The sequence below is a fragment of the Streptomyces sp. genome, from assembly GCF_035563135.1.
Taxonomy (GTDB): Bacteria; Actinomycetota; Actinomycetes; order Streptomycetales; family Streptomycetaceae; genus Streptomyces.
Window position 1 is genome coordinate 1 of sequence record NZ_DATMVN010000182.1, and the last position, 23749, is coordinate 23749.

Consider the following 23749-nt stretch of genomic DNA (forward strand, 5'->3'; position numbering starts at 1 on the left):
CGCACTCCCGGGTCCTCGTCGGCGACCAGCTCGAAGAACACCGCGGAACCGGCGGACACGGCGGCCGCGGCCATCGCGTAGTTCGCCACGCCCTCGATCTCGTCCTCGTCCAGCTCGTCCAGTTCGCTCTCGTCGTCCTCGTCCAGATCGATGCCTCCGATGCTGGTGAGCAGCTCGACGATGCCGCCCCGGTCCCGTATGCCCGGATCCACGGCCAGCTCGAAGAGGAAGGGGATGCACGCGAGCGTGCACGCGTACACATCGCCCTGGTGGTGCACCGCTCCGTACATCCCGTCGAGCGCGCTCTCCCGCTCCGCCGGATCGGCGGACGCGAGGCCGTACAGGAGCCCCGGCACATCGTCGGCCGGGCCGTAGGCATGCTCCATCGAGGCCCAGTCGACCTCGTCGATCCCCGTGAACACGCCGCACCCTCCCCGTTTCCTCCTCCGCGTCCCGAACGCGGTGGAGAACCGCGCCCGCGAAGCAGCGTCTGCGCAGAGTGTGCACCACGGCCAGGACGATCCACCCTCCACTTGCGGCCTTTCCCGCGCCGTGCCCGTCCAGGGCTGTGAAGGCGCTGTGCGGGTCCTGTCCTCCCGGCTCCTCCCAGTCCCTCCCGGCCCCTTCTCCCCGGTCCCGGGCAGGGGGCACGCCTGCCCGGGGCCGTACACCGTACCGGGGCACCCCCGCCACCGGCACGGGGGTGGGGGTGCGGTGGACCGGTCCTGTGGCCGACGCCGCTCGTACAGGTGATGAAACGGCCGTTTCCAAGGTCAGGGACGAAGTGAGGACCATGATGGACGCCTGTCCGGCGCCGGGGCTCCCCCTGGCCTGACCGGGGTGCCGGGGCAGTGCGGGGCATATCGGGCCCGCACTGCCCCGGAACGCCGGGGTCCCGACTCCGCGCGCCCGCTCTGCGCCCTGTGCGGGGGCCCGGCCGCCGTACAGGCTGGGGGGAACCAAGGATGCCGGAGAAGTGAACAGAGGGGGCACGATGCAGGATCTCAAGGTCACGTCATGGCAGCTCTTCGGGCACGACCGGCTCTATGTGAACCTGCCGGACGGGACCGCGATCGGATGGGCGGACCGGGACAGCGGCACGATCACGGTCCTGCACCCGCGTTATCGCGACGCCGTGGCCGACGCGCTCGCACGCCAGGTCCCGGACCTGCCGGCGCTCGTCGGGGAGGAGGTCCCGGCCGGGCCGCCCACGCCGCGTATCCCACCGCCGGTCCCGAGGATCCCGCCGATGCGGGGGATGCGGAAGCGGAGGGCTGCGCAGGAGGAGGCCCCCGTGCAGGCCCCCGTGCCGCAGGCCCGGTCCGAGGAACCGGCCCCCGTCCCCGTGCAGGAACCGTCGCCCGTCCCCGTGCAGGAACAGGTGACCCCGCCGCAGCCGGTCACCGCACCGGAGAAGCAGGCCGAGCCGGAAGCGGAACCGGAGAAGCAGGCCGAGCCGGAGCCGGAGAAGCGGACGGAGAGGCGCCGACGGCCGGATGTCCTGCCCGCTCTGACGCCCGCGAACGACCTCGCGTCGCGGCGGCCGGGGGCCGGGCTCCGTGAACAGCTCGGCGGGACAGGAGCAGCGGGGGCGCTCGTACGGGTGGCCACCGGGGCACTGCGGCGGCACAAGGACGTGGACCCGCGGCGCGGCGCCCTCGCGGGGGAGCGCCGGGTCGGGGCCGAGCTCAAACGGCTGGCCCGGCACGGCTGGCGGGTCCTGCACTCCGTGCCCCTGCCGGACGGGGCGGAGATCGGACACCTGCTCATCGGGCCCGGCGGGGTGTTCGCCGTGAACACCGACCACCGTCCCGGCGCATCGGTACGCATCGACGACGGCACCCTGCGGATCGACGACGGCACCCCGCAGCCGTACGAACTCGGCGGACGGCCCGGCACCGGGCGGGCCCGGGCGGCGCTCGAGGCGTACTGCGCCTTCGACGTCCCCGTGGGGACGGTGCTGGTGTTCACCGGTGTCACCGCGCTGGAGGTGGTCGCCACCCCGGCCGGCGTCCGTGTCTACGGGGAGCGCCAGGTGTCCGCGCTCGCCCCGCTGACGGGCGTGCTCACCGCCACCCAGGTGGAGCGCGTCTACGACGTCGCACGGAACGAGGAGGCCTGGCTGGACGCGTGAGCGCGGGACATGACCGGTAGATTTCCCGGTGCGGCGGCAGTGCAGCTGCCGGATCACCGCCGGACGTGCCGTCGCGCCACCGCCGTGCCACCGCCGTCGCCACCGCCGTGCCGCCGAAGGGGAAGCCGCAGTGAAACTCCGCTGTGCCGTGCTCGACGACTACCAGTCCGTGGCGGCCACCGCTGCCGACTGGTCGCCCGTCGCCGACGACATCGACGTGGTCAGCTTTGCCGAGCACTGTGCGACCGAGGACGAACTCGCGGCACAACTCGCCGAGTTCGACCTGGTCGTCACCCTCCGGGAGCGCGTGCCGTTCCCCGCGACGCTGATCGAGCGGCTGCCGAGGCTCCGCCTGATCGTCGCCTCCGGGATGCGCAACACGTCCATCGACCACGCCGCCGCCGCACGCCACGGGATCACCGTCTGCGGCACCGCCAGCACGGCCGCCCCGCCCGTCGAGCTCACCTGGGCGCTGCTGCTCGGCCTGGCGCGCGGGCTCGTGACGGAGGCCAACGCCCTGCGGAACGGCGGTCGCTGGCAGTCCACCGTCGGAGCCGACCTGCACGGGCGCAGGCTCGGCATCCTCGGGCTGGGGAAGATCGGCAGCAGGGTCGCCGCGGTGGGCCGCGCCTTCGGCATGGACGTGGTGGCCTGGAGCCGGAACCTGACTCCGGAACGGGCCGAGGAGGGCGGGGTGAGCCTCGCCGCGTCCATGGAAGAGCTGCTGGAGACCAGCGACTTCGTCTCCGTGCACCTGGTGCTCAGCGAGCGCACCCGGGGGCTGCTGGGCGCGAAGGAACTCGGACTGATGCGGCCCGGCAGCTATCTGGTCAACACCTCCCGGGCGGCGATCGTCGACCAGGACGCACTGCTCGACGTGCTGCACCGCGGGGCCATAGCGGGGGCGGGCGTCGATGTGTTCGACGTCGAGCCGCTCCCGTCGGACCACCCGATGCGCAGTGCTCCGCGCCTCCTGGCCACACCGCACCTGGGGTATGTGTCGCAGGCCAACTACGCGGCGTACTACGGGGACGCGGTCGAGGACATCCGCGCCTACCTCGACGGCGAGCCGGTCCGCCGGCTCGGCTGAGGCGGTGCCGTTCCCGCGCTCCCTCACGGGGCCCGGTTCACCGGCGGCCGATCGCCGTCCGAAGTAACCTGTGTGCAGGGGCACTTCGTCCCGCCGGGCAGAGGAGGACCCCGCGTGGGCACGCTCGACGACGGGACGGCCGCCGGCATGGTCCCGATACCCGCCGGCACCGTCGACCTCCGCGACGACCGCCGCGGGGCGCACTGGCAGGAGGCCGTCGAGCCCTTCCTGCTCGCCCGCCTCCCCGTCACCGTCGGACAGCACCGGGCCCTCATGGGCATCACCCCCGATCCCTCCGTGTCCCACGCACTGCCCGTGACGAACGTCAGCTGGCTCGGCGCCGTCGACGTGTGCAACCGTTTCTCGGCCCGCGCCGGACTGGCCCCGGTCTACTCGCGCGACGCACGGAGCGGCGAGGTGATCCGCGACCGGGCCGCCGACGGCTACCGTCTGCCCACGGAGGCGGAGTGGCAGTACGCGTGCAAGGCGGGCACCACCGGCTACCGCTACGGCGAACTCGACCGCATCGCCTGGTACGAGGGCAACTCGGGCGGCCGGGCCCACGACGTCGGCGGCAGGCCCCCGAACGCCTGGGGGCTGTACGACATGCTGGGCAACGTCTGGGAGTGGTGCTGGGACCTCTACGACGAGGAGGTCTACGGCTCCTACCGCACCTTCCGCGGCGGCGGCTGGGCCGAGTCGGAGCGCGGCTGCGGCGCCACCGTACGCCGCCGCAGCCACCCCACCTTCGCGATCGACGACCTGGGCCTCCGGCTGGCCCGCAACGCCACGGCGCGGTAGTTCAAAGGAAGAACGCGACGGTATGACGACTGATCCGCACTCTTGAACGCGCCGGCAAGCGCAATCGGGTGGCGACCCCAGGGGCCCGGGAGCTGGATACGACTCCCGGGCCCCGCCACGTCCCGGGGCCGGGGTAGCGGAGCTGTCGGGCGTCAGACCTTGATGGCGGTGATTCGGCTTCCGCACAGCACGGTGAGGTCTTCCGGGTCGCACGTGAGCACAGTGACCGGGCCGGGTGAGGCGAGGGCGGTCGCGGCGAGCATGGCGTCGATGGCGTGCTTGTGACCGTGCAGGCCCGCATCGGCGAGCAGGGCCGAAGCGTGCCGTGCGATCGACTCGGTGACCGGTTCGACGACAAGACGGGAGAGGGTCCACTCCAGGGCGGGGCGGTTGATGCGCGGGTGGGTCACTTCCACGAGGGTGACGGTGGACGTGATCACGCGCAGGTCATCGGCGCGGGCGAGGGCCAGCCAGGCGGTGACCGTGCGGTCGCGGAGCACGGCCTTGGCCAGTCCTTCGCTGTCGAGGACGAGCGTGCCGCCCGGGGTGGCGGAAGGGGGCGTCACGCCGCGTTCGCCCCGCTGCGCGCCTGCTGCTCGCGCGCTTCGTGGAGTTGGTCCCGGAGAGCCTGGATCTCGCCCTCGGTGATGGGGCCGTGTTCGGCCTCGCCGACCTTGATGAGCTCGTTGAGGTTGTCGCGCTCGATCTGGCGGGCGACGGCAGCCGCCACGTACGCGGACAGCCCCGAGGGGCCGCTGCGGGCCTTGGCGGCTTCGGCGATGTCGCGCGGCATGGTGATGGAATACTTGCCGGTAGGCTCGCTCATGCTATCCATCCTACCTTTTGTCCTCCGTGCAGGATGGGTCGCAGGTACGGGCACGGCTCGAGGGTCGCATCCGCGTCCGCAGAAGGCCGCGTCGGCCCGGGCGGACGAGCACAGGCAGGTGACGTATCCGGCGGGGCAGGTGGCAGGACCGACGCATCCGGACGGGCGTGCTTCGAGTACCTCACCCCGCTGTCCTGGAACCACGCACGTGCAGGCCGATCGATTTGCCGGCCGTGACGCCCGCCGTGTCACGCTCGCAGAGGCCGGCGGGACGCTTACTGTCGCGGACGGGGACGAGGTGGAGGAATGCCGGAACCGCGCGCCGAGAATGAGCTTTTCGACAAGCTGCGTCACGGGCCCTTGGACAGCTTCCCGGCGGAGTGCCGTCCCGGTTTCCCGCACATGAAAAAGACCCCCTGCTCAGCATTCCCGCTGATCAGAAGGTCTTTTCGGCACTTCCTGCGAAGTGCCCCCGGCAGGATTCGAACCTGCGCACCCGGCTCCGGAGGCCGATGCTCTATCCCCTGAGCTACGGGGGCGACATCGCCGCGCTTGGCGGCGACGAGTGAAACCCTACCAGCTCCGAGCGGGTGTCCGGGAACAGGTATTTCCGCGTCGTCAGCACCCGCGCGAGGCCGCTCCCCGGCGGGCGCCGGCCATCTCCCCGGGGACGGAAGTGGGCAAAACCCGGACGCGGCCGCTGCGCCCGGCCTACCCTCGAAGGGTGTCAGGGGCGTACGGTCGCGTGCTTGTTGTCGACGACAACAAGGTCATCCGGCAGCTGATCAGGGTCAATCTCGAGCTGGAGGGCTTCGAGGTCGTGACTGCGGCTGACGGCGTCGAGTGCCTGGACCTGGTGCACGAGGTCCACCCGGATGTGATCACTCTCGACATCGTGATGCCCCGGCTCGACGGGATACAGACCGCGGCCCGGCTGCGTGCGGACCCCCGGACCTGGCATCTGCCGGTCGCCGTCATCAGCGCGTGCACGCCCCGCGAGGTGGAGGCCGGGGTCGACGCGTTCCTGGCGAAGCCCTTCGAGCCGAGCGACCTGGTGCGCATGGTGCGACGGCTCGCACACCGCGAGGACCCCGTGGCGTTCGACGACAGGTACGGCGCGGGGGCGGCCGGCTGAGCCGGCTGCTGCCCGCATGGCGAAACCGGTTGGCGAAGTGCCCCCCTTCCTCCCATACGCTTGTCCCGTGACCCCCGCAGATCTCTCCCGGACCGTGCTGCGCGCTGTGCGCCGCGCGGTCGACGAGGACGTCCTGCGCGCACCGGTGCCGGAGCGTGTGCGGGTCGAGCGGACACGCCCCGGCGGCAGCGGTGACTACGCCTGCGCCGTCGCCCTCCAGCTGGCCGGCCCCGCCGCACTCCCGGCCCGGGAGGTCGCCGCACTGCTGCGGGACCGGGTCGCCGGTGCGCCGGGGATCGGGGGGGTCGAGATCACCGGGGCCGGCTTCCTGAACTTCACGCTCGACGCGGCCTCCGACGGCGCGGCGCGCTCCGCACGCGTACGCCAGGCGCTGGAGCAGGGGCTCCGGTACGGATGGGGCGCCGAGTGCGCCGGGCAGGTCCACCAGCTCCACCACCGGCACGAGGTCCGGGCGGCGGTCGTGGCCGGCGTGGTGGGGAAGCTGCTGCGCGCGCAGGGCGCCCTGGTGCGCACCACCTGCGAGGAGGTGCCCGACCCCGCCTGGGCGCGTCTCGGTGTCACCGTCGACGCGCACGGGCGGCCCCCCGTCCCGCTCGCGCGGATCCGCCCCGTCCCCGCCGGGGCCACGGCGGGGGAGCTGCTGGGCCGGCTGGGCGCCGACGCCGCCCGGTGGGGTCTGCTGAGGCCCGCGGGGCACGACCGTGCGGCCCCCGGTGACGAACTCCTCGTGCAGGGGGAGGGGAATCCGCTCTTCCTGGTCCGGTACGCCCATGCCCGCGCCCGCGCGCTCGCCCGGGGCGGGGCGCTCCTCGGCCTCACCGGCGCGTACGAGCAGGACGTCGACGCGCCCGTGCTGCACGCCGCGATCGCCGACCACCCCGGCGTCCTCGCCGCCGCCGCCCGCCACCGGGCGCCCGACCGGCTCGCCCGGCACCTCGAAACGGTGGCGCACACCTTCTTCGACTTCCACGACACCTGCCCGCCGCTTCCCGTCGGCGACGAGAAACCCTCGGCCGCCCACCGCTCCCGGCTGGCCCTTGCCGAAGCCGCCGGGACGGTGCTCGCAGGCGGCCTGTCCCTGCTCGGCATCAGCGCGCCCGAACACCTCTGAGAACCGAGAGAGCAGAGCAGAACGATGAGCCGATCCGCACACCCCGCCGGGCCCCGTCACGCCGACGTCCTCCCCGAGGGCCACTACACCGCCCCGGCCACCGACCTCAACGAGCTGGACGCGAAGGTCTGGTCCCGGACCGTCACCCGTGACGCGGACGGTGCGCTCACCGTCGGCGGGATCGAAGTCGCCCGCCTGGCCGAGGAGTTCGGCACCCCCGCGTATTTCCTGGACGAGTCCGACTTCCGGGCGCGCTGCCGCGCCTGGGCGGACGCCTTCGGCCCGGACGCCGATGTGTTCTACGCCGGGAAGGCCTTCCTGTCGCGCGCGGTGGTGCGCTGGCTCCAGGAGGAGGGGCTGAACCTGGACGTGTGCTCCGGCGGCGAGTTGGCCACCGCGCTGGACGCCGGGATGCCCGCCGAGCGCATCGCCTTCCACGGCAACAACAAGACGGTCGCCGAGATCGAGCGGGCCGTCGGGGCGGGAGTCGGGCGGATCGTGCTCGACTCCTTCCAGGAGATCGCGCGGGTCTCGCACATCGCCCAGCGGCTCGGCACCCGCCAGCGCGTGCAGATCCGCGTCACGGTCGGCGTCGAGGCCCACACCCACGAGTTCATCGCCACCGCGCACGAGGACCAGAAGTTCGGCATCGCGCTGGCGGACGGCCAGGCGGCCGAGGCGGTCCGCAGGGCGCTCACCCTGGACGGCCTGGAGCTCATCGGCATCCACTCGCACATCGGCTCGCAGATCTTCGACATGGCCGGTTTCGAGGTCTCCGCGCGGCGCGTCGTGCAGCTGCTCGCCGAGGTCCGGGACGAGCACGGCGTCGAGCTCCCCGAGATCGACCTCGGCGGCGGTCTCGGGATCGCGTACACCTCCGAGGACGACCCCCGTGAGCCGCACGAGATCGCCAAGGCGCTCTCCGGCATCGTGACCCGGGAGTGCGAGTCGGCCGGCCTGCGCACCCCGCGCATCTCCGTCGAGCCCGGCCGTGCGATCGTCGGCCCCACCGCCTTCACGCTGTACGAGGTCGGCACCATCAAGCCCCTCGAAGGCCTGCGGACGTACGTGAGCGTCGACGGCGGGATGTCGGACAACATCCGCACCGCGCTGTACGACGCCGAGTACAGCGTCGCGCTCGTCTCGCGCAGCTCCGAGGCCGAGCCCATGCTCGTACGCGTCGTCGGCAAGCACTGCGAGAGCGGTGACATCGTGGTCAAGGACGCGTTCCTGCCCGCCGACCTCGCCCCGGGCGACCTGATCGCCGTGCCCGCCACCGGCGCGTACTGCCGCTCCATGGCGAGCAACTACAACCACGCCCTGCGTCCGCCCGTCGTCGCCGTGCGCGACGGACAGGCGCGGGTCATCGTCCGGCGCGAGACGGAGGAAGATCTCCTGCGTCTCGATGTCGGATGATGAAATTCACATCTCAAAATCCGGACGGCTGGTAGAAACCCCCGTCCGGTGAGTGAGACTGGTCCACACATCAGAAGTATGAGAAACGAGGTCGGATGATGCGTACGCGTCCGCTGAAGGTGGCGCTGCTGGGCTGTGGAGTGGTCGGCTCAGAGGTGGCGCGCATCATGACGACGCACGCCGACGACCTCGCCGCGCGCATCGGCGCGCCGGTCGAGCTCGCCGGTGTCGCCGTCCGCCGGCCCTCCAAGGTGCGGGAGGGCATCGACCCCGCACTGATCACCACCGATGCGACCGCCCTGGTCCAAAGGGGCGACATCGACGTCGTCGTCGAGGTCATCGGGGGCATCGAGCCCGCCCGCACGCTCATCACGACCGCCTTCGAGCACGGCGCGGGCGTCGTCTCGGCCAACAAGGCGCTGCTCGCCGAGGACGGCTCGGCGCTCCACGCCGCCGCCGAGGAACACGGCAGGGACCTCTACTACGAGGCCGCCGTGGCCGGCGCCATCCCGCTCGTACGGCCGCTGCGCGAGTCCCTCGCGGGGGACAAGGTCAACCGGGTGCTCGGCATCGTCAACGGCACGACCAACTTCATCCTCGACAGGATGGACACGAGCGGCGCCGGATACTCCGAGGCGCTCGACGAGGCCACCGCCCTCGGGTACGCCGAGGCCGATCCCACCGCCGACGTCGAGGGCTTCGACGCCGCCGCGAAGGCCGCCATCCTCGCCGGTATCGCCTTCCACACCCGGGTGAAGATCGGGGAGGTGCACCGCGAGGGCATCACCGAGGTCACCGCCGCCGACATCGCCTCCGCCCGGCGCATGGGCTGCACCGTCAAGCTCCTCGCCATCTGCGAGCGCGCCGCCGACGGCAGGTCCGTCACCGCCCGCGTGCATCCCGCGATGATCCCGCTCAGCCACCCGCTGGCCTCCGTGCGTGAGGCGTACAACGCGGTCTTCGTCGAGGCGGAGGCCGCCGGGCAGCTGATGTTCTACGGTCCCGGTGCCGGCGGCGCCCCGACCGCGTCCGCGGTGCTCGGCGACCTGGTCGCCGTGTGCCGCAACATCGTCGGGGAGACCACCGGCCCCGGTGAGTCCGCGTACACGCGTCTGCCGGTCAGCCCCATGGGCGATGTCGTCACGCGCTACCACATCAGTCTCGACGTGGCCGACAAGCCTGGCGTACTAGCCCAGGTCGCGACGGTCTTCGCCGAACAGGGCGTATCCATCGATACGGTCCGACAGCAGAGCCGGCCGGACAGTCAGGAAACCGGCGGCGAGGCATCCCTCGTCGTCGTCACCCACCGCGCGCCCGACGCCGCCCTCTCCGGGACCGTCGAAGCGCTGCGCAAGCTGGACACCGTGCGCGGTGTCGCCAGCATCATGCGTGTTGAAGGGGAGTAAGGACCCATGACCAGCAAGGGCACCCACCAGTGGCGCGGCATCATCGAGGAGTACCGGGACCGGCTCCCGGTCACGAGCACGACGCCGGTCGTCACACTCCGTGAGGGCGGTACGCCGCTCGTCCCGGCGCAGGTCCTCTCCGAGCGCACGGGCTGCGAGGTGCACCTCAAGGTCGAGGGCGCCAACCCCACCGGTTCGTTCAAGGACCGCGGCATGACCATGGCGATCACCCGCGCCAAGGAGGAGGGCGCGCAGGCCGTCATCTGCGCCTCCACCGGCAACACCTCCGCCTCCGCCGCCGCGTACGCCGTGCGCGCGGGCATGGTCTGCGCCGTCCTCGTGCCGCAGGGCAAGATCGCGCTCGGCAAGATGGGGCAGGCGCTCGTCCACGGCGCGAAGATCCTCCAGGTCGACGGCAACTTCGACGACTGCCTGACCCTGGCCCGCGGCCTCTCGGACAACTACCCGGTGGCGCTGGTCAATTCGGTCAACCCGGTCCGGATCGAGGGCCAGAAGACCGCCGCGTTCGAGATCGTCGACGCGCTCGGCGACGCCCCCGACATCCATGTCCTGCCGGTGGGCAACGCGGGCAACATCACCGCGTACTGGAAGGGCTACAAGGAGTACGCGGGTGACGGCGTCTCCACGCACACTCCGCGCATGTGGGGCTTCCAGGCGTCCGGTTCCGCGCCGATCGTGCGCGGCGAGATCGTCAAGGACCCGGCGACGATCGCCACCGCGATCCGCATCGGCAACCCGGCATCCTGGCAGTTCGCCCTGGACGCGCGGGACGAGTCGGGCGGTTTCATCGACGATGTGACGGACCGTCAGATCCTCTCGGCGTACCGTCTGCTGGCCTCCCAGGAGGGCGTCTTCGTCGAGCCCGCGTCGGCGGCGTCCGTGGCAGGTCTGCTCAAGGCCGCCGAGGAGGGCAAGGTCGATCCCGGCCAGAAGATCGTCTGCACCGTCACGGGCAACGGCCTCAAGGACCCCGACTGGGCCGTCGCGGGAGCCCCGCAGCCGGTCACCGTCCCGGTCGACGCGGTGGCCGCGGCCGAGAAGCTGGGCCTCGCGTAACCGGCTCTGCCGCAGCTCAGCCGCCCTTCCGGGGCGGAGAGCGCATGGGAGGTGTGCGACACGCATCGTGCGCCTCCCGTGCGCCCTGTGTCGCCGCAGAACCTTCCTTCGATAAGCTGTGACCGACCCGCTCCGCCGCATCCGCCGCGGTGCAGCAGCTGTCGTGACTGCCGGGCCCCGGATCCCCCGCACAACGGCATCCCGCGCACGTCGAAGTACCCTGCACCACATCCCCGCCGCCGTACAGGAAGAGTCGTCCAACCGATGGCCGGTCCCGCGTTCCGAGCCGCCGCCGTCCGGGTGCGCGTCCCCGCAACCAGCGCCAATCTGGGCCCGGGTTTCGACGCCCTCGGCCTCTCGCTGGGGCTCTACGACGACGTCGTCGTCCGGGTCGCCGATTCCGGGCTGCACATCGACATCGCGGGTGAGGGCGCCGAGACGCTGCCCCGCGACGAGAGCCACCTGCTCGTACGCTCCCTGCGCACGGCCTTCGACCTGCTCGGAGGCCAGCCCCGCGGCCTGGAGATCGTCTGCGCCAACCGCATCCCGCACGGCCGCGGCCTCGGTTCCTCGTCCGCCGCCATCTGTGCCGGTATCGTCGCCGCCCGCGCCGTGACCACGGGCGGCGAGGCCCGTCTCGACGACGCCGCGCTGCTGGAGCTCGCGACCGAGATCGAGGGGCACCCCGACAACGTCGCCGCCTGTCTCCTCGGCGGATTCACCCTCGCCTGGACGGACGGCGGATCCGCCAGGGCGATCCGGATGGACCCCGCCGGCTCCGTCGTGCCGGTGGTCTTCGTCCCGGCCACGCCGGTGCTCACCGAGACCGCCCGCGGCCTGCTGCCGCGCACCGTCCCCCATGTGGACGCCGCGGCCAACGCCGGCCGTGCGGCCCTGCTCGTCGAGGCCCTGACCAGGCGCCCCGAGCTGCTCCTCGCCGCCACGGAGGACCGGATCCACCAGGAGTACCGGGGGCCCGCGATGCCGCAGAGCGTGGAGCTGGTGAACCGGCTGCGCGCCGACGGCGTCCCTGCCGTCATCTCCGGCGCGGGGCCCACGGTGCTCGCACTGACGGAGGAGGGCTCGGCGGACAAGGTCGCCCGGCTGGCGGGCGAGGGCTGGGCCGCGAACAGGCTCGCCCTCGACGCCACGGGTGCGAGCGTGCTGCCGCTCGCCGCGTAGTCCCACGTGATTGCCGGTGCATGAGAGGGGGAATGTTTGTTGGAGCCGGTAGTGTTAACCTCAAGTCAGCAATCGACGTCTTCGTGGCGCGTTGCTTCGTGTCCCCCTCCGGGACCACCACTCTTCCGGGAGCCTCCCCGACTGCCTGAGCAGCCTGCCTGAGCTTTCGAGCACGCTCCGGAACCGGCACGACACCCTCTTGCTCGTCCAGGAGTGGGCCGAGCAGGGGGATCTCGCGCCGGAACCCCGCACATTCATCTCTCCGCCGTACCCGGCGGACCACCGCCCCGGCAAGGTCCGCGATCGACACGATCAACAGACCGCAGTCGGACAGCACAACCGGTCGCCGAGCCAGAAGGCCGACGTCCGCTCCAGGGAAGGACCCTTCGTGAGCGACACCACCGATCTGATGGGCGTGACTGCCGACAAGAGCGTCGACAGCTCCGCGCCCGCCGAAGGTGCTGCCACTGGCACCACCGCACGGCGCCGCCGCTCCGGCACCGGCCTCGAGGGCATGGTCCTGGCCGAGCTGCAGCAGGTCGCGTCCGGCCTCGGCATCAGGGGGACTGCGCGGATGCGCAAGAGCCAGCTGATCGAGGTCATCAAGGAGGCGCAGGCCGGAGCATCCTCCGCGCCCGCCCCCAAGGCCGCCGCCCCCGCCGGTACGGACGCCGGAAGCAAGCCGAAGCGGCGTGCCACGTCCAAGACACGCACCGGTGACGAGACCGCCGCCGCGCCGGCCGCCGACCAGGCCGCCGCCCAGCAGCAGATCGACATCCCGGGGCAGCCGGCCAGCGACGACCAGCCCACGGGCGAGCGCCGTCGCCGCCGGGCGACCGCGCAGGCGGGCAGCCCCGACACCAAGGCCGAGCCCAAGGCCGAGTCCAAGGACCAGGCCCAGGCCGAGCCGAGGACCGAGGGCCGCCAGGACCGTGCCGACGAGCGCGGCGAGGCGAAGACCGACGCGAAGGCCGAGTCCGCCGCGGACACCGCCGAGGGCCGCCGCGGCGACCGTCAGGACGGCCGTCGCGGCGACCGCCAGGACCGTGACCGCGGCGACCGCGGTGACCGCCGGGAGCGCCAGCGCGACCGCCGCGGCAAGGGCGACGACCAGGGCCAGCAGGGCGGCGGACGCCGCCAGGGCCAGCAGGGCGGCGGCCAGAGCCAGGGCCAGGGCCAGGGCCAGGGCCAGGGTCAGCCGGGCGGCGGCCAGCAGGACGACGGCTACGACGACGAGGGCGGCCGGCGCGGCCGCCGGGGCCGTTACCGCGACCGCCGTGGCCGTCGTGGCCGCGACGACTTCGCGACCGACGTCCAGGTGGCCGACGACGACGTCCTGATCCCCGTCGCGGGCATCCTCGACATCCTCGACAACTACGCGTTCATCCGGACCTCCGGCTACCTGCCGGGCCCGAACGACGTGTACGTCTCGCTCGCCCAGGTCCGCAAGAACGGCCTGCGCAAGGGCGACCACGTCACCGGTGCGGTGCGCCAGCCCAAGGACGGCGAGCGCCGTGAGAAGTTCAACGCGCTGGTCCGTCTCGACTCCGTCAACGGCATGGCGCCGGAGAGCGGCCGCGGCCGTCCCGAGTTCCAGAAGCTGACCCCCCTGTACCCGCAGGACAGGCTCCGCCTGGAGACCGACTCCAACGTCCTGACCACCCGGATCATCGACCTGGTCGCACCGATCGGCAAGGGCCAGCGTGGCCTGATCGTGGCCCCGCCGAAGACCGGTAAGACCATGATCCTGCAGGCCATCGCCAACGCGATCACGGTCAACAGCCCCGAGTGCCACCTGATGGTCGTCCTCGTGGACGAGCGTCCGGAAGAGGTCACCGACATGCAGCGGTCGGTGAAGGGCGAGGTCATCTCCTCGACCTTCGACCGGCCCGCCGAGGACCACACCACGGTCGCCGAGCTCGCCATCGAGCGTGCGAAGCGCCTCGTGGAGCTGGGGCACGACGTGGTGGTCCTGCTGGACTCGATCACCCGTCTGGGCCGCGCCTACAACCTGGCGGCACCGGCCTCCGGCCGCATCCTGTCCGGTGGTGTCGACTCGACCGCGCTCTACCCGCCGAAGCGCTTCTTCGGCGCCGCGCGCAACATCGAGGACGGCGGCTCGCTGACCATCCTGGCCACCGCGCTCGTCGAGACCGGCTCGCGCATGGACGAGGTGATCTTCGAGGAGTTCAAGGGCACCGGCAACATGGAGCTCAAGCTCGACCGGAAGCTCTCGGACAAGCGCATCTTCCCGGCGGTGGACGTCGACGCGTCCAGCACCCGTAAGGAAGAGATCCTTCTCGGCACCGACGAACTGGCCGTCGTCTGGAAGCTGCGCCGGGTGCTGCACGCCCTCGACCAGCAGCAGGCCATCGAGCTGCTGCTGGACCGCATGAAGAAGACGCAGTCCAACGCGGAGTTCCTGCTCCAGATCCAGAAGACGACGCCGGGCAACGGAAACAGCAACGACTGACGTCGTATCAGGAGACCCACGGAACTGCCCTCGTCACACCGGTGACGAGGGCAGTTCTACGTTGTACCATCAGCAGGCTGTATGTGGGGGGGAACGTATTTTCTATACGCCCACTGTGATGTGTTCCAGTGGGAGTTTCTCTCCCTTCGACACCAACTACCCGGCGCCGTGATCGTGTTGCGCCGTGTCGATCGAAGGGATTTCTTGCGTGACATCTGGCAGACGGAAGGGCTCCATGGCCTTCTCCGCGGCAGTCACCGCGCTCGCTCTGGGTACCGCGGCCCTGGCCGCCGTACCCGCGCAGGCCGACACACCTCAGCCGTCAGGGAAGCAGAGCGTCCAGCAGCGCTCCACGGCCTCCCAGGCCGAACTCCTCAGGACCGTGAAGCGCTCCACCGCCGACCTGCTGAGCGGTGAATCCGCCGCACCCGCCGGGAAGGCGGACGGCGGGACCGGCTTCGAGCCCGCACCGGAGGCATCCGGACCGTCCACCGACCCGAAGATCATCGGCGGCACCGCGGCCATGCCCGGTGAAGCCCCGTGGATGGTGCAGCTGCACTACTACGACGACAAGGGCACCGCTGACGAGGCCGACGACGAGGGTTACTTCTGCGGTGGCACGCTGGTGGCCCCCGCGAAGGTCCTGACCGCCGCGCACTGCGTGGACGGGCTCGACTGGGAGACGAACGGAGCCGTCCTCGGCGGCACCACCCAGCTGCCGGACGCGGGTGACCTCCACGGAGGCACGGCGGCCGGCGTCTGGCGGCAGTGGGTCCACCCCGGCTACGACGCCTCCGGATACGGCGAGGACGTCGCCGTGCTGACGCTCGGCACCACCCTGCCGTACCAGACGCTGCAGCCCGCGGCGTCCGGTGACACCGCGCGCTACAGGACCGGGACCCCGGCGACCGTCTACGGCTGGGGCCGCACCAGCTCCACCAGCGACGACATCTCGCCGGTCCTGCTCAAGGCCTCCGTGCCGGTACAGGCCGACTCCGCGTGCTCCGGGTACTTCGGCAGCGACTACGTCCCGGGAGCGATGGTCTGCGCCGGCGAGGCGGCCGGCGGTCAGGACACCGGCACGGTCTCGCCCTGCAACGGTGACTCGGGCGGCCCCCTCGTGGTCAACGGCCGGATCGCCGGTGTCGTCTCCTGGGGCGTGACCGACTGCGTGGAATCGGGTGCGTACGGGGTGTACGCCAAGACCGCCACGTACGCGGGACAGGTGAACCCGCGCATCGACGACGCCAACCTCAACTTCGACGACAAGGCGGACCTCTTCGCCCGCGCGTCGACGGGTGAGGGCTTCAACTACTACTCGCGGGGCACCTCGGTCGGCGACCGCCAGTCGGTGGGTGACTGGCAGGGCATCGACCTGGTCCGCCAGGCCGACGTCAACCGTGACGACTACCAGGACTACGTCTACCGCAACTCGGCCGGCGAGCTGTACTGGTGGGGTTACGACAGCGCTACCGAGACGTTCACGGACCACAAGATCGGGCCCGGCTGGAGCAGCCTGCGCAACATCACCCTCACGGGCGATGTGACGGGCGACGGCCTGGTGGACCTGACGGCGAACGACTCGGAGGGCAAGCTGTGGATGTGGGCGGGCCGGGGCAACGGCACGTTCGCGGCCAAGGCGCAGATCGGCGTCGGCTGGAGCACCTACCAGGTGTACGGCAAGGGTGACTACAGCGGGGACGGCAAGCCGGACCTGATCGCCCGTGACGGGAGCGCGGTGCTCTGGATGTACAAGGGCACCGGCTCCGCCTCCGCACCGTTCTCCGGACGGGTCAAGGTGGGCAGCGGCTGGAACTTCACCGCGTACGCCACCACCGGTGACGTGACGGGTGACGGCCGCGCCGACTTCATCGTCCGCGACACCGCGGGCGCGCTGTGGGCCTACAAGAGCACGGGCTCCGAGACGGTGCCCTTCGCCACCGCGGAGAGGATCAAGCTCGGTGTGGGCTGGGGGTCGTACAGCCTGCTCGGCTGATCTGCTCGCCGTCACACCCACGGCCGGCCCCGGACCCCTGCGGTCCGGGGCCGGTCCCCGTTCTGGCGGGTACGCGCCTTCCGCGGCCGTCGGCGGCCGGCCGCGGAACGGCCCGGGGGAGACCTTGCCCACAGCGGCAGCCCGGGGCGAGCAGGAGCACGCGGCAGAACGGTGGCCCGCGAATCCGCAGGTGGGACGCGCGATGCGCACCTGGACCGGGAGGGCGGCACAGGCCCGTACCCGCCGGGTGGCTCAGGCCGACGACTTTCCGGTTGTGCAACCCTTTTCCCTGCTCCGGCTCCGGCGCAGTGCCGGCCGGCCACGTACTGAATCTCCTGGCAGGGGGACCAGGGAGCACCGCCGACCGAGGGAACCCATGAGCGAGCAGAGCAGGAGCACCGGACGGATACGCGGCACCGGCACCCGCCGGAGAAAGCCCTCCCGTGCCCGCCGGGTGAAGAGGATCGCCCTGGGGGGCGCCGCCGCCCTGGTGGTGGCCGGGGGATCCGGGCTCGGTTACGCCTACTTCACGCTCGACGGGAACCTGAAGGGCGTCGACATCGACGCCGCCCTGGGAGCCGGGCGCCCCGACGACGTGGACAACGGGTCGCAGGACATCCTGGTGCTGGGATCGAACTCCCGGTCGGGCGCCAACTCCGCGTACGGCGCCGACGAGGGCTCCGCGCGGGCCGACACCGCGATGATCGTCCACGTCGACGAGGGACACACGTCCGCGAGCGTGGTCTCGGTCCCGCGCGACACCCTCGTCGACCGTCCCGCCTGCACGAGCGACACGACCGGGGAGCAGGTCGGCGGGGAGCGGGAGACGATGTTCAACTCCGCCTACGAGGTCGGCGGGCCGGCCTGCGCCGTGAAGACGGTCGAGTCGATGTCGGGCATCCGCATGGACCACTACGTCGAGGTCGACTTCACCGGGTTCAAGAAGATCGTCGACGAGCTCGGCGGAGTGAGGATCACCACCTCGCGGGCGATCGACGACCCCGACAGCCACCTCGCGCTGGAGCCCGGCACCCACACCCTGAGCGGCGAGCAGTCGCTCGGCCTCGTCCGCACGCGCCACAGCGTCGGCGACGGCAGCGACCTGGGCCGGATCCAGCTCCAGCAGGCGTTCGTGAAGGCGCTGCTGGACCAGGTGAAGAGCGTCGGGGTGTTCTCCGACCCCAAGACCCTCTTCGGTCTCGCCGACACCGCGACCAAGGCCGTCACCACCGACTCCGAGCTGGCCTCCGTCAAGAAGCTCACCGGCTTCGCCGACGGGCTCAAGGGCCTCGGCTCGAAGAACGTGGACATGGTCACCCTGCCCGTGGAGTACGACCCCGAGGACCCGAACCGGGTACTGCCCCAGAAGAAGGCCGGGCAGCAGGTGTGGGCGGCGCTCAAGCGGGACGCGCCGATCCCGGCGTCCGCCACGGCGGAGTCGGCCGGCGACAAGGGCGGTGCGGGAGACGTGGTGCGATAGCGGCACCTTCCGTCACCGTCCGGTCGCGGTACGTTCCCCGGACGCGCGGGAATACACACGGCCGGGTCCTCGTTTTGGGAGATACGGCCGGTCCTGGCAGACTGGTACGTCGGCCCCGGTTCACGGACGCGCAATCCGCGCGAACGACCCGGAGCCCTCCCGAATCTAGGAGACACCTTGAAGCGCGACATTCACCCCGAGTACGTCGAGACGCAGGTCAGCTGCACCTGCGGTGCCTCGTTCACCACCCGGAGCACCCTTGAGGGCGGCGCCATCCGCGCCGACGTCTGCTCCGAGTGCCACCCGTTCTACACGGGCAAGCAGAAGATCCTCGACACCGGCGGCCGCGTGGCCCGCTTCGAGGCCCGCTTCGGCAAGGCTGCCGGCTCCGCCAGCAAGTAGCGAGCCACTGCGCCGGTTCCCGACGCCCTCCAGCGGGGCGCCGGGACCGGCGTTTTTTCCGGCTGTGCGGCCGGGCGCGCCTCGGGGGTGCAACGCCGGCAGCACACCGTCCAGCAGGCCCGCAGACGTATGACGCAGAAACCAGGAGCCCGAAGATGTTCGAGGCGGTCGAGGAACTGATCGGCGAACAGGCCGATCTCGAGAAGAAGCTCGCCGACCCGTCGGTCCACGCCGACCAGGCCAACGCGCGCAAGCTCAACAAGCGCTACGCGGAGCTGACCCCGATCGTCTCCACCTACCGGTCCTGGAAGCAGACCGGCGACGACATCGAGACCGCCCGCGAATTCGCCGCCGACGACCCGGACTTCGCCGCCGAGGTCAAGGTCCTGGAGAAGCAGCGCGAAGAGATCACCGAGAGGCTCCGCCTCCTCCTGGTCCCGCGCGACCCCAGTGACGACAAGGACGTGCTCCTGGAGATCAAGGCGGGCGCGGGCGGCGACGAGTCGGCCCTCTTCGCCGGCGACCTGCTCCGCATGTACCTGCGCTACGCCGAGCGCGTCGGCTGGAAGACGGAGATCATCGACTCCACCGAGTCCGAGCTCGGCGGCTACAAGGACGTCCAGGTCGCGGTGAAGACCAAGGGCGGCAACGGCGCGACCGAGCCCGGCCAGGGCGTCTGGGCGCGGATGAAGTACGAGGGCGGTGTGCACCGCGTGCAGCGCGTGCCCTCGACCGAGTCGCAGGGCCGCATCCACACCTCGGCCGCCGGTGTGCTCGTCACGCCCGAGGCGGAGGAGGTCGACGTCGAGATCCACGCCAACGACCTGCGCATCGACGTCTACCGCTCCTCCGGCCCCGGCGGCCAGTCCGTCAACACCACGGACTCCGCCGTGCGCATCACGCACCTGCCGACCGGCGTCGTCGCCTCCTGCCAGAACGAGAAGAGCCAGCTCCAGAACAAGGAGCAGGCCATGCGCATCCTGCGGTCCCGGCTGCTGGCCGCCGCCCAGGAGGCGGCCGAGCAGGAAGCCTCCGACGTACGCCGCAGCCAGGTGCGCAACGTGGACCGCTCCGAGAAGATTCGGACGTACAACTTCCCGGAGAACCGCATCTCGGACCACCGCGTCGGCTTCAAGGCGTACAACCTGGACCAGGTGCTCGACGGAGACCTCGACGCCGTCATCCAGGCCTGCGTGGACGCCGACTCCGCCGCCAAGCTCGCCGCCGCATAAGGCGTACGATCCGCCCAGCCCCGCTCGTGAACCCGTACGGAGAACCGCGATGAACCTGCTGCTCGCCGAGGTGGCCCAGGCCACCCAGCGGCTGGCCGACGCCGGTGTCCCCTCACCGCGATTCGACGCCGAGGAACTCGCCGCGTTCGTGCACGGCGTCAAGCGGGGCGAACTGCACCGTGTGGCGGACGCCGACTTCGACGCCCGCTACTGGGAGACGATCGCCCGCCGGGAGGCCCGTGAGCCGCTCCAGCACATCACCGGCCGCGCCTTCTTCCGCTACCTGGAGCTCCAGGTCGGCCCCGGTGTCTTCGTACCCCGTCCGGAGACCGAGTCGGTCGTCGGCTGGGCGATAGACGCGGTCCGCGCGATGGACGTCGTCGAACCGCTGATCGTCGACCTCTGCACCGGATCGGGCGCGATCGCGCTCGCCATGGCGCAGGAGGTGCCGCGCTCACGCGTACACGCCGTGGAACTGTCCGAGGACGCCCTGAGGTGGACCCGGAAGAACGCCGAGGGGTCCAGGGTCACGGTCCACCGCGGCGACGCCCTGAGCGCCCTTCCCGAGCTCGACGGCCAGGTCGACCTGGTGATCTCCAACCCGCCCTACATCCCGCTCACCGAGTGGGAGTACGTGGCGCCGGAGGCCCGCGACCACGATCCGCAGATGGCGCTCTTCTCCGGCGAGGACGGCCTCGACACCATCCGCGGCATCGAACGCACCGCGCACCGTCTGCTCCGCCCCGGCGGGCTCGTCGTCATCGAGCACGCCGACACACAGGGCGGCCAGGTGCCGTGGATCTTCACCGAGGAGCGGGGCTGGGCCGACGCGGCCGACCACCCCGACCTGAACAACCGGCCCCGGTTCGCGACGGCCCGCAAGGCCATGCCGTGACCACCGGAACACCGGCACCGCACGCACCCTGCCCGACAATTCCGTACATGTCCGAGGAGACCGGCTGATGGCACGGCGATACGACTGCAACGACGCGACCGACCGTACGACCGGCCTGCGTGAGGCCGCGTCCGCCGTCCGCCGCGGCGAACTGGTCGTGCTGCCCACCGACACCGTGTACGGGATCGGTGCGGACGCCTTCAGCACGGAGGGCGTCGCCGATCTGCTCGACGCCAAGGGCCGCGGCCGCAACATGCCGACCCCCGTCCTGATCGGCTCCCCGAACACCCTGCACGGCCTGGTCACCGACTTCTCCGAGCAGGCCTGGGAGCTCGTCGACGCGTTCTGGCCCGGCGCCCTCACGCTCGTCGCCAAGCACCAGCCGTCGCTGCAGTGGGACCTCGGCGACACCCGCGGCACCGTCGCCGTCCGGATGCCCCTGCACCCGGTCGCCATCGAGCTGCTCACGGAGGTCGGCCCGATGGCCGTCTCCAGCGCCAACCTCACCGGACACCCCTCGCCCGAGGACTGCGACGCGGCCCAGGAGATGCTCGGCGACAGCGTCTCCGTCTACCTCGACGGCGGCCCCACCCCCGGGATCGTCCCGTCCTCGATCGTCGACGTCACCGGCAAGGTCCCGGTGCTCCTGCGGGCGGGCGCACTCTCGGTCGAGGAACTCCGCAAGGTGGTACCCGACCTCGAGGTGGCCAATTGACCGCCCCTGAGGGGCGTGGCATAGCGGGCCGGCACGACACCTTCCGCATCCTCCACGTCAGCACCGGCAACGTCTGCCGCTCGCCCATCACCGAGCGGCTGACCCGCCATGCCCTCATGGACCGCCTCGGGGACCCTCTCAGCGGCGGCCTCATCGTGGAGAGCGCGGGCACCTGGGGGCACGAGGGCGCACCCATGGAGGCCAACGCCGAGGTCGTCCTCGCCGACTTCGGCGCCGACGCCACCGGTTTCGTGGGCCGCGAGCTCCTCGACGAGCACGTGATCCGCGCCGACCTGGTGCTCACGGCCACCCGCGACCACCGTGCCCAGGTGATCTCCATGGGCCACTCGGCGGGACTGCGGACCTTCACGCTCAAGGAGTTCACCCGGCTGGTGAGGGCCATAGACCCCGCCACCCTGCCCGACACCCGGGAGGAAGGCGTCGTCGAGCGCGCCCGTGCGCTGGTGCGCGCGGCGGCGGCCCTGCGCGGCTGGCTGCTGGCCCCCACCGCCGAGGCGGACGAGGTCTACGACCCGTACGGTGCCCCGATCACGTTCTTCCGTTCGATCGGTGACGAGATCAGCCAGGCGCTCGATCCCGTCATGACGGCACTGACCGGAGTGCGCGCCCCGCACTGAGCCGTTGACGGCTCATGCGCCCGCGCCCGGGTGCGCCGACCGGCGTAGAGGGGCGCCCGGCAGCGGGCAGGCGGGCCGGGGCGGGCCTACATTGGATCTGTCGCCACCGCGACCCCCCTCCTCCAGGCCCGGAGCCCTCGATGCCGGTCACCACTCCAGCCGCCCGCGCGGCCGCGCCACCGCACCCCCCGTCCGCCACCGCCGTGCCGCAGGACTTCGGTGCCCTGGCCCGCCAGGACCCGGAGATCGGCGGCATCCTGCTGGCCGAGGCCGGGCGGCAGTCGAGCACCCTCCAGCTCATCGCCGCGGAGAACTTCACCTCGCCCGCGGTCCTCGCCGCCCTCGGCTCACCGCTCGCCAACAAGTACGCCGAGGGCTATCCCGGAGCCCGCCACCACGGCGGCTGCGAACAGGCCGACGCCGCGGAGCGCGTCGCCGTCCGGCGGGCCATGTCGCTGTTCGGCGCCGAGCACGCCAACGTCCAGCCGCACTCCGGCTCGTCGGCCGTCCTCGCGGCCTACGCCGCACTGCTGCGCCCCGGCGACACGGTGCTGGCCATGGGACTTCCGTACGGCGGGCATCTCACCCACGGTGCTCCGGGGAACTTCTCCGGCCGCTGGTTCGAGTTCGCCGGTTACGGCGTCGACCCCGACAGCGGACTCGTCGACTACGCACAGGTACGCGCCCTGGCCAGGGCGCGGCGCCCGAAGGCGATCGTCTGCGGGTCGATCTCGTACCCCCGGCACCTCGACTACGAGCAGTTCCGGGACATCGCCGACGAGGCCGGCGCCTATCTGATCGCGGACGCCGCCCACCCCATGGGACTGATCGCCGGGGGAGCGGCGCCCAGCCCCGTGCCGTACGCGGACGTGGTGTGCGCGACGACGCACAAGGTGCTGCGCGGGCCGCGCGGCGGCATGATCCTGTGCGGCGTGGAGCTCTCCGAACGGATCGACCGCGCCGTGTTCCCCTTCACCCAGGGCGGTGCCCAGATGCACACCGTCGCGGCGAAGGCCGTCGCGTTCGGGGAGGCGGCGACCCCGGCCTACGCGGTCTACGCCCACCGGGTGGTCGACCGTGCCCGCGTCCTCGCCGCCGCCCTGGAGGGCGAGGGCTTCGAGATCACCACGGGGGGCACGGACACCCACATCGTCGTCGCGGACCCCGGGCCGCTGGGCGTCGACGGCCGCACCGCCCGCGAGCGGCTCATGGCGGCCGGGATGGTCCTGGACACATGTGCCCTGCCGTACGGGGACGCGCGGGGGATCAGGCTCGGCACCGCGGCGGTCACCACCCAGGGCATGGACGAGGACGACATGGCGCGGATCGCCGCCCTGTTCGGCGCGGCCGTGCGGGAGGAACGCGACCCGGCCGTGCTGCGCGCCGAGGTGCGCGCACTGGCGGAGCGCAATCCGCCGTATCCCGGGTAGGCGATGTGGAGCACGTATGTGCAACCGAACACCGGTGGCTCGGTGTCCTTGCTCAGGAGACTAGGGTGTGGGGCTGAGATGGCCGGCGAATTCTGTGGGGCAGCCCGTGCGTGATTACCTGCTGACGCTCTGTGTCACGGCCGCAGTTACCTATCTGCTGACCGGACCGGTGCGGAAGTTCGCCATCGCGATCGGGGCGATGCCCGCGATCCGTGCGCGTGACGTGCACCGGGAACCGACACCTCGGCTCGGTGGCATCGCCATGTTCGGCGGACTGTGCGCGGGGCTC

20 protein-coding genes, 1 tRNA gene and 2 pseudogenes are annotated in these 23749 nt (G+C 71.7%); 19 read left to right on the forward strand and 4 right to left on the reverse strand.

From position 1 onward, the window contains the following. A pseudogene (locus VN520_RS07835) lies at positions 1 to 422 on the reverse strand (PBS lyase); the annotation flags it as partial. 572 nt (positions 423 to 994) lie between these two features. Here VN520_RS07835 and VN520_RS07840 point away from each other — a divergent pair. The 3 genes from VN520_RS07840 to VN520_RS07850 all read left to right on the forward strand — a co-directional run bounded on the left by VN520_RS07840 (position 995) and on the right by VN520_RS07850 (position 4025). Next, positions 995 to 2134: an NERD domain-containing protein gene (locus VN520_RS07840; protein WP_325746125.1), complete on the forward strand. Its 1140-nt coding sequence runs from the start codon at positions 995 to 997 to the stop codon at positions 2132 to 2134. Positions 2135 to 2264: 130 nt separating this feature from the next. Further along, complete coding sequence (locus VN520_RS07845; RefSeq protein ID WP_325746126.1) at positions 2265 to 3224, forward strand: D-2-hydroxyacid dehydrogenase family protein; 960 nt, start codon at positions 2265 to 2267, stop codon at positions 3222 to 3224. 114 nt (positions 3225 to 3338) lie between these two features. Further along, positions 3339 to 4025 (forward strand): formylglycine-generating enzyme family protein, encoded by a 687-nt coding sequence (locus VN520_RS07850; RefSeq protein WP_325746127.1) that lies wholly within the window; start codon positions 3339 to 3341, stop codon positions 4023 to 4025. Between the two features lie 152 nt (positions 4026 to 4177). Here the strand turns inward: VN520_RS07850 and VN520_RS07855 are convergent, their stop codons facing one another. The 3 genes from VN520_RS07855 to VN520_RS07865 all read right to left on the reverse strand — a co-directional run bounded on the left by VN520_RS07855 (position 4178) and on the right by VN520_RS07865 (position 5390). Beyond that, on the reverse strand, positions 4178 to 4591 hold the full coding sequence (locus tag VN520_RS07855; RefSeq protein WP_325746128.1) for a type II toxin-antitoxin system VapC family toxin: 414 nt from the start codon (positions 4589 to 4591) through the stop codon (positions 4178 to 4180). Beyond that, positions 4588 to 4851 carry a CopG family transcriptional regulator gene (locus VN520_RS07860; protein ID WP_325746129.1) on the reverse strand — a complete coding sequence of 88 codons (264 nt, stop codon included), beginning with the start codon at positions 4849 to 4851 and terminating at the stop codon, positions 4588 to 4590. Before VN520_RS07860 ends, VN520_RS07855 begins: the two co-directional genes overlap by 4 nt. A 467-nt stretch (positions 4852 to 5318) precedes the next feature. After that, positions 5319 to 5390: transfer RNA gene (locus VN520_RS07865), tRNA-Arg, on the reverse strand. A 185-nt stretch (positions 5391 to 5575) separates the two neighbouring features. Here VN520_RS07865 and VN520_RS07870 point away from each other — a divergent pair. The 16 genes and pseudogenes from VN520_RS07870 to VN520_RS07945 all read left to right on the forward strand — a co-directional run. After that, the gene (locus VN520_RS07870; protein WP_325746130.1) at positions 5576 to 5986 is read left to right on the forward strand and encodes a response regulator; all 411 of its coding nucleotides are present in this window, start codon (positions 5576 to 5578) and stop codon (positions 5984 to 5986) included. A gap of 67 nt (positions 5987 to 6053) precedes the next feature. Continuing rightward, positions 6054 to 7118, forward strand: a complete 1065-nt coding sequence (nrtL, locus tag VN520_RS07875; RefSeq protein WP_325746131.1) for an ArgS-related anticodon-binding protein NrtL — start codon at positions 6054 to 6056, stop codon at positions 7116 to 7118. 24 nt (positions 7119 to 7142) lie between these two features. Continuing rightward, a complete protein-coding gene (gene lysA / locus VN520_RS07880; RefSeq protein ID WP_325746132.1) occupies positions 7143 to 8534 on the forward strand; it encodes a diaminopimelate decarboxylase in 1392 nt (463 codons plus the stop codon). Between the two features lie 95 nt (positions 8535 to 8629). Next, on the forward strand, positions 8630 to 9940 hold the full coding sequence (locus tag VN520_RS07885) for a homoserine dehydrogenase (protein WP_325746133.1): 1311 nt from the start codon (positions 8630 to 8632) through the stop codon (positions 9938 to 9940). Between the two features lie 6 nt (positions 9941 to 9946). Further along, complete coding sequence (gene thrC, locus VN520_RS07890) at positions 9947 to 11017, forward strand: threonine synthase (protein ID WP_325746134.1); 1071 nt, start codon at positions 9947 to 9949, stop codon at positions 11015 to 11017. Between the two features lie 264 nt (positions 11018 to 11281). Beyond that, positions 11282 to 12199, forward strand: coding sequence for a homoserine kinase (thrB, locus tag VN520_RS07895; RefSeq protein ID WP_325746135.1), 918 nt, complete (start codon positions 11282 to 11284; stop codon positions 12197 to 12199). 388 nt (positions 12200 to 12587) lie between these two features. Then, positions 12588 to 14672 carry a transcription termination factor Rho gene (gene rho, locus VN520_RS07900; protein ID WP_325746136.1) on the forward strand — a complete coding sequence of 695 codons (2085 nt, stop codon included), beginning with the start codon at positions 12588 to 12590 and terminating at the stop codon, positions 14670 to 14672. 235 nt (positions 14673 to 14907) lie between these two features. After that, positions 14908 to 16668, forward strand: a complete 1761-nt coding sequence (locus VN520_RS07905) for a trypsin-like serine protease (protein ID WP_325746137.1) — start codon at positions 14908 to 14910, stop codon at positions 16666 to 16668. 376 nt (positions 16669 to 17044) lie between these two features. Further along, on the forward strand, positions 17045 to 18148 hold the full coding sequence (locus tag VN520_RS07910) for an LCP family protein (RefSeq protein ID WP_325746138.1): 1104 nt from the start codon (positions 17045 to 17047) through the stop codon (positions 18146 to 18148). Between the two features lie 177 nt (positions 18149 to 18325). After that, entirely contained in the window at positions 18326 to 18550 is a 225-nt protein-coding gene (gene rpmE / locus VN520_RS07915) for a 50S ribosomal protein L31 (protein ID WP_099174467.1), read from the forward strand. 155 nt (positions 18551 to 18705) lie between these two features. After that, positions 18706 to 19782: a peptide chain release factor 1 gene (gene prfA / locus VN520_RS07920; protein WP_325746139.1), complete on the forward strand. Its 1077-nt coding sequence runs from the start codon at positions 18706 to 18708 to the stop codon at positions 19780 to 19782. A 49-nt stretch (positions 19783 to 19831) separates the two neighbouring features. Continuing rightward, the gene (gene prmC / locus VN520_RS07925; RefSeq protein WP_325746140.1) at positions 19832 to 20677 is read left to right on the forward strand and encodes a peptide chain release factor N(5)-glutamine methyltransferase; all 846 of its coding nucleotides are present in this window, start codon (positions 19832 to 19834) and stop codon (positions 20675 to 20677) included. A 67-nt stretch (positions 20678 to 20744) separates the two neighbouring features. Next, positions 20745 to 21392, forward strand: a complete 648-nt coding sequence (locus VN520_RS07930; protein WP_325746141.1) for an L-threonylcarbamoyladenylate synthase — start codon at positions 20745 to 20747, stop codon at positions 21390 to 21392. Next, positions 21389 to 22030 carry a protein-tyrosine-phosphatase gene (locus VN520_RS07935; RefSeq protein ID WP_325746142.1) on the forward strand — a complete coding sequence of 214 codons (642 nt, stop codon included), beginning with the start codon at positions 21389 to 21391 and terminating at the stop codon, positions 22028 to 22030. Before VN520_RS07930 ends, VN520_RS07935 begins: the two co-directional genes overlap by 4 nt. 140 nt (positions 22031 to 22170) lie before the next feature. Next, positions 22171 to 23460, forward strand: coding sequence for a serine hydroxymethyltransferase (gene glyA, locus VN520_RS07940; protein ID WP_325746143.1), 1290 nt, complete (start codon positions 22171 to 22173; stop codon positions 23458 to 23460). Between the two features lie 94 nt (positions 23461 to 23554). Next, a pseudogene (locus VN520_RS07945) lies at positions 23555 to 23749 on the forward strand (undecaprenyl/decaprenyl-phosphate alpha-N-acetylglucosaminyl 1-phosphate transferase); the annotation flags it as partial.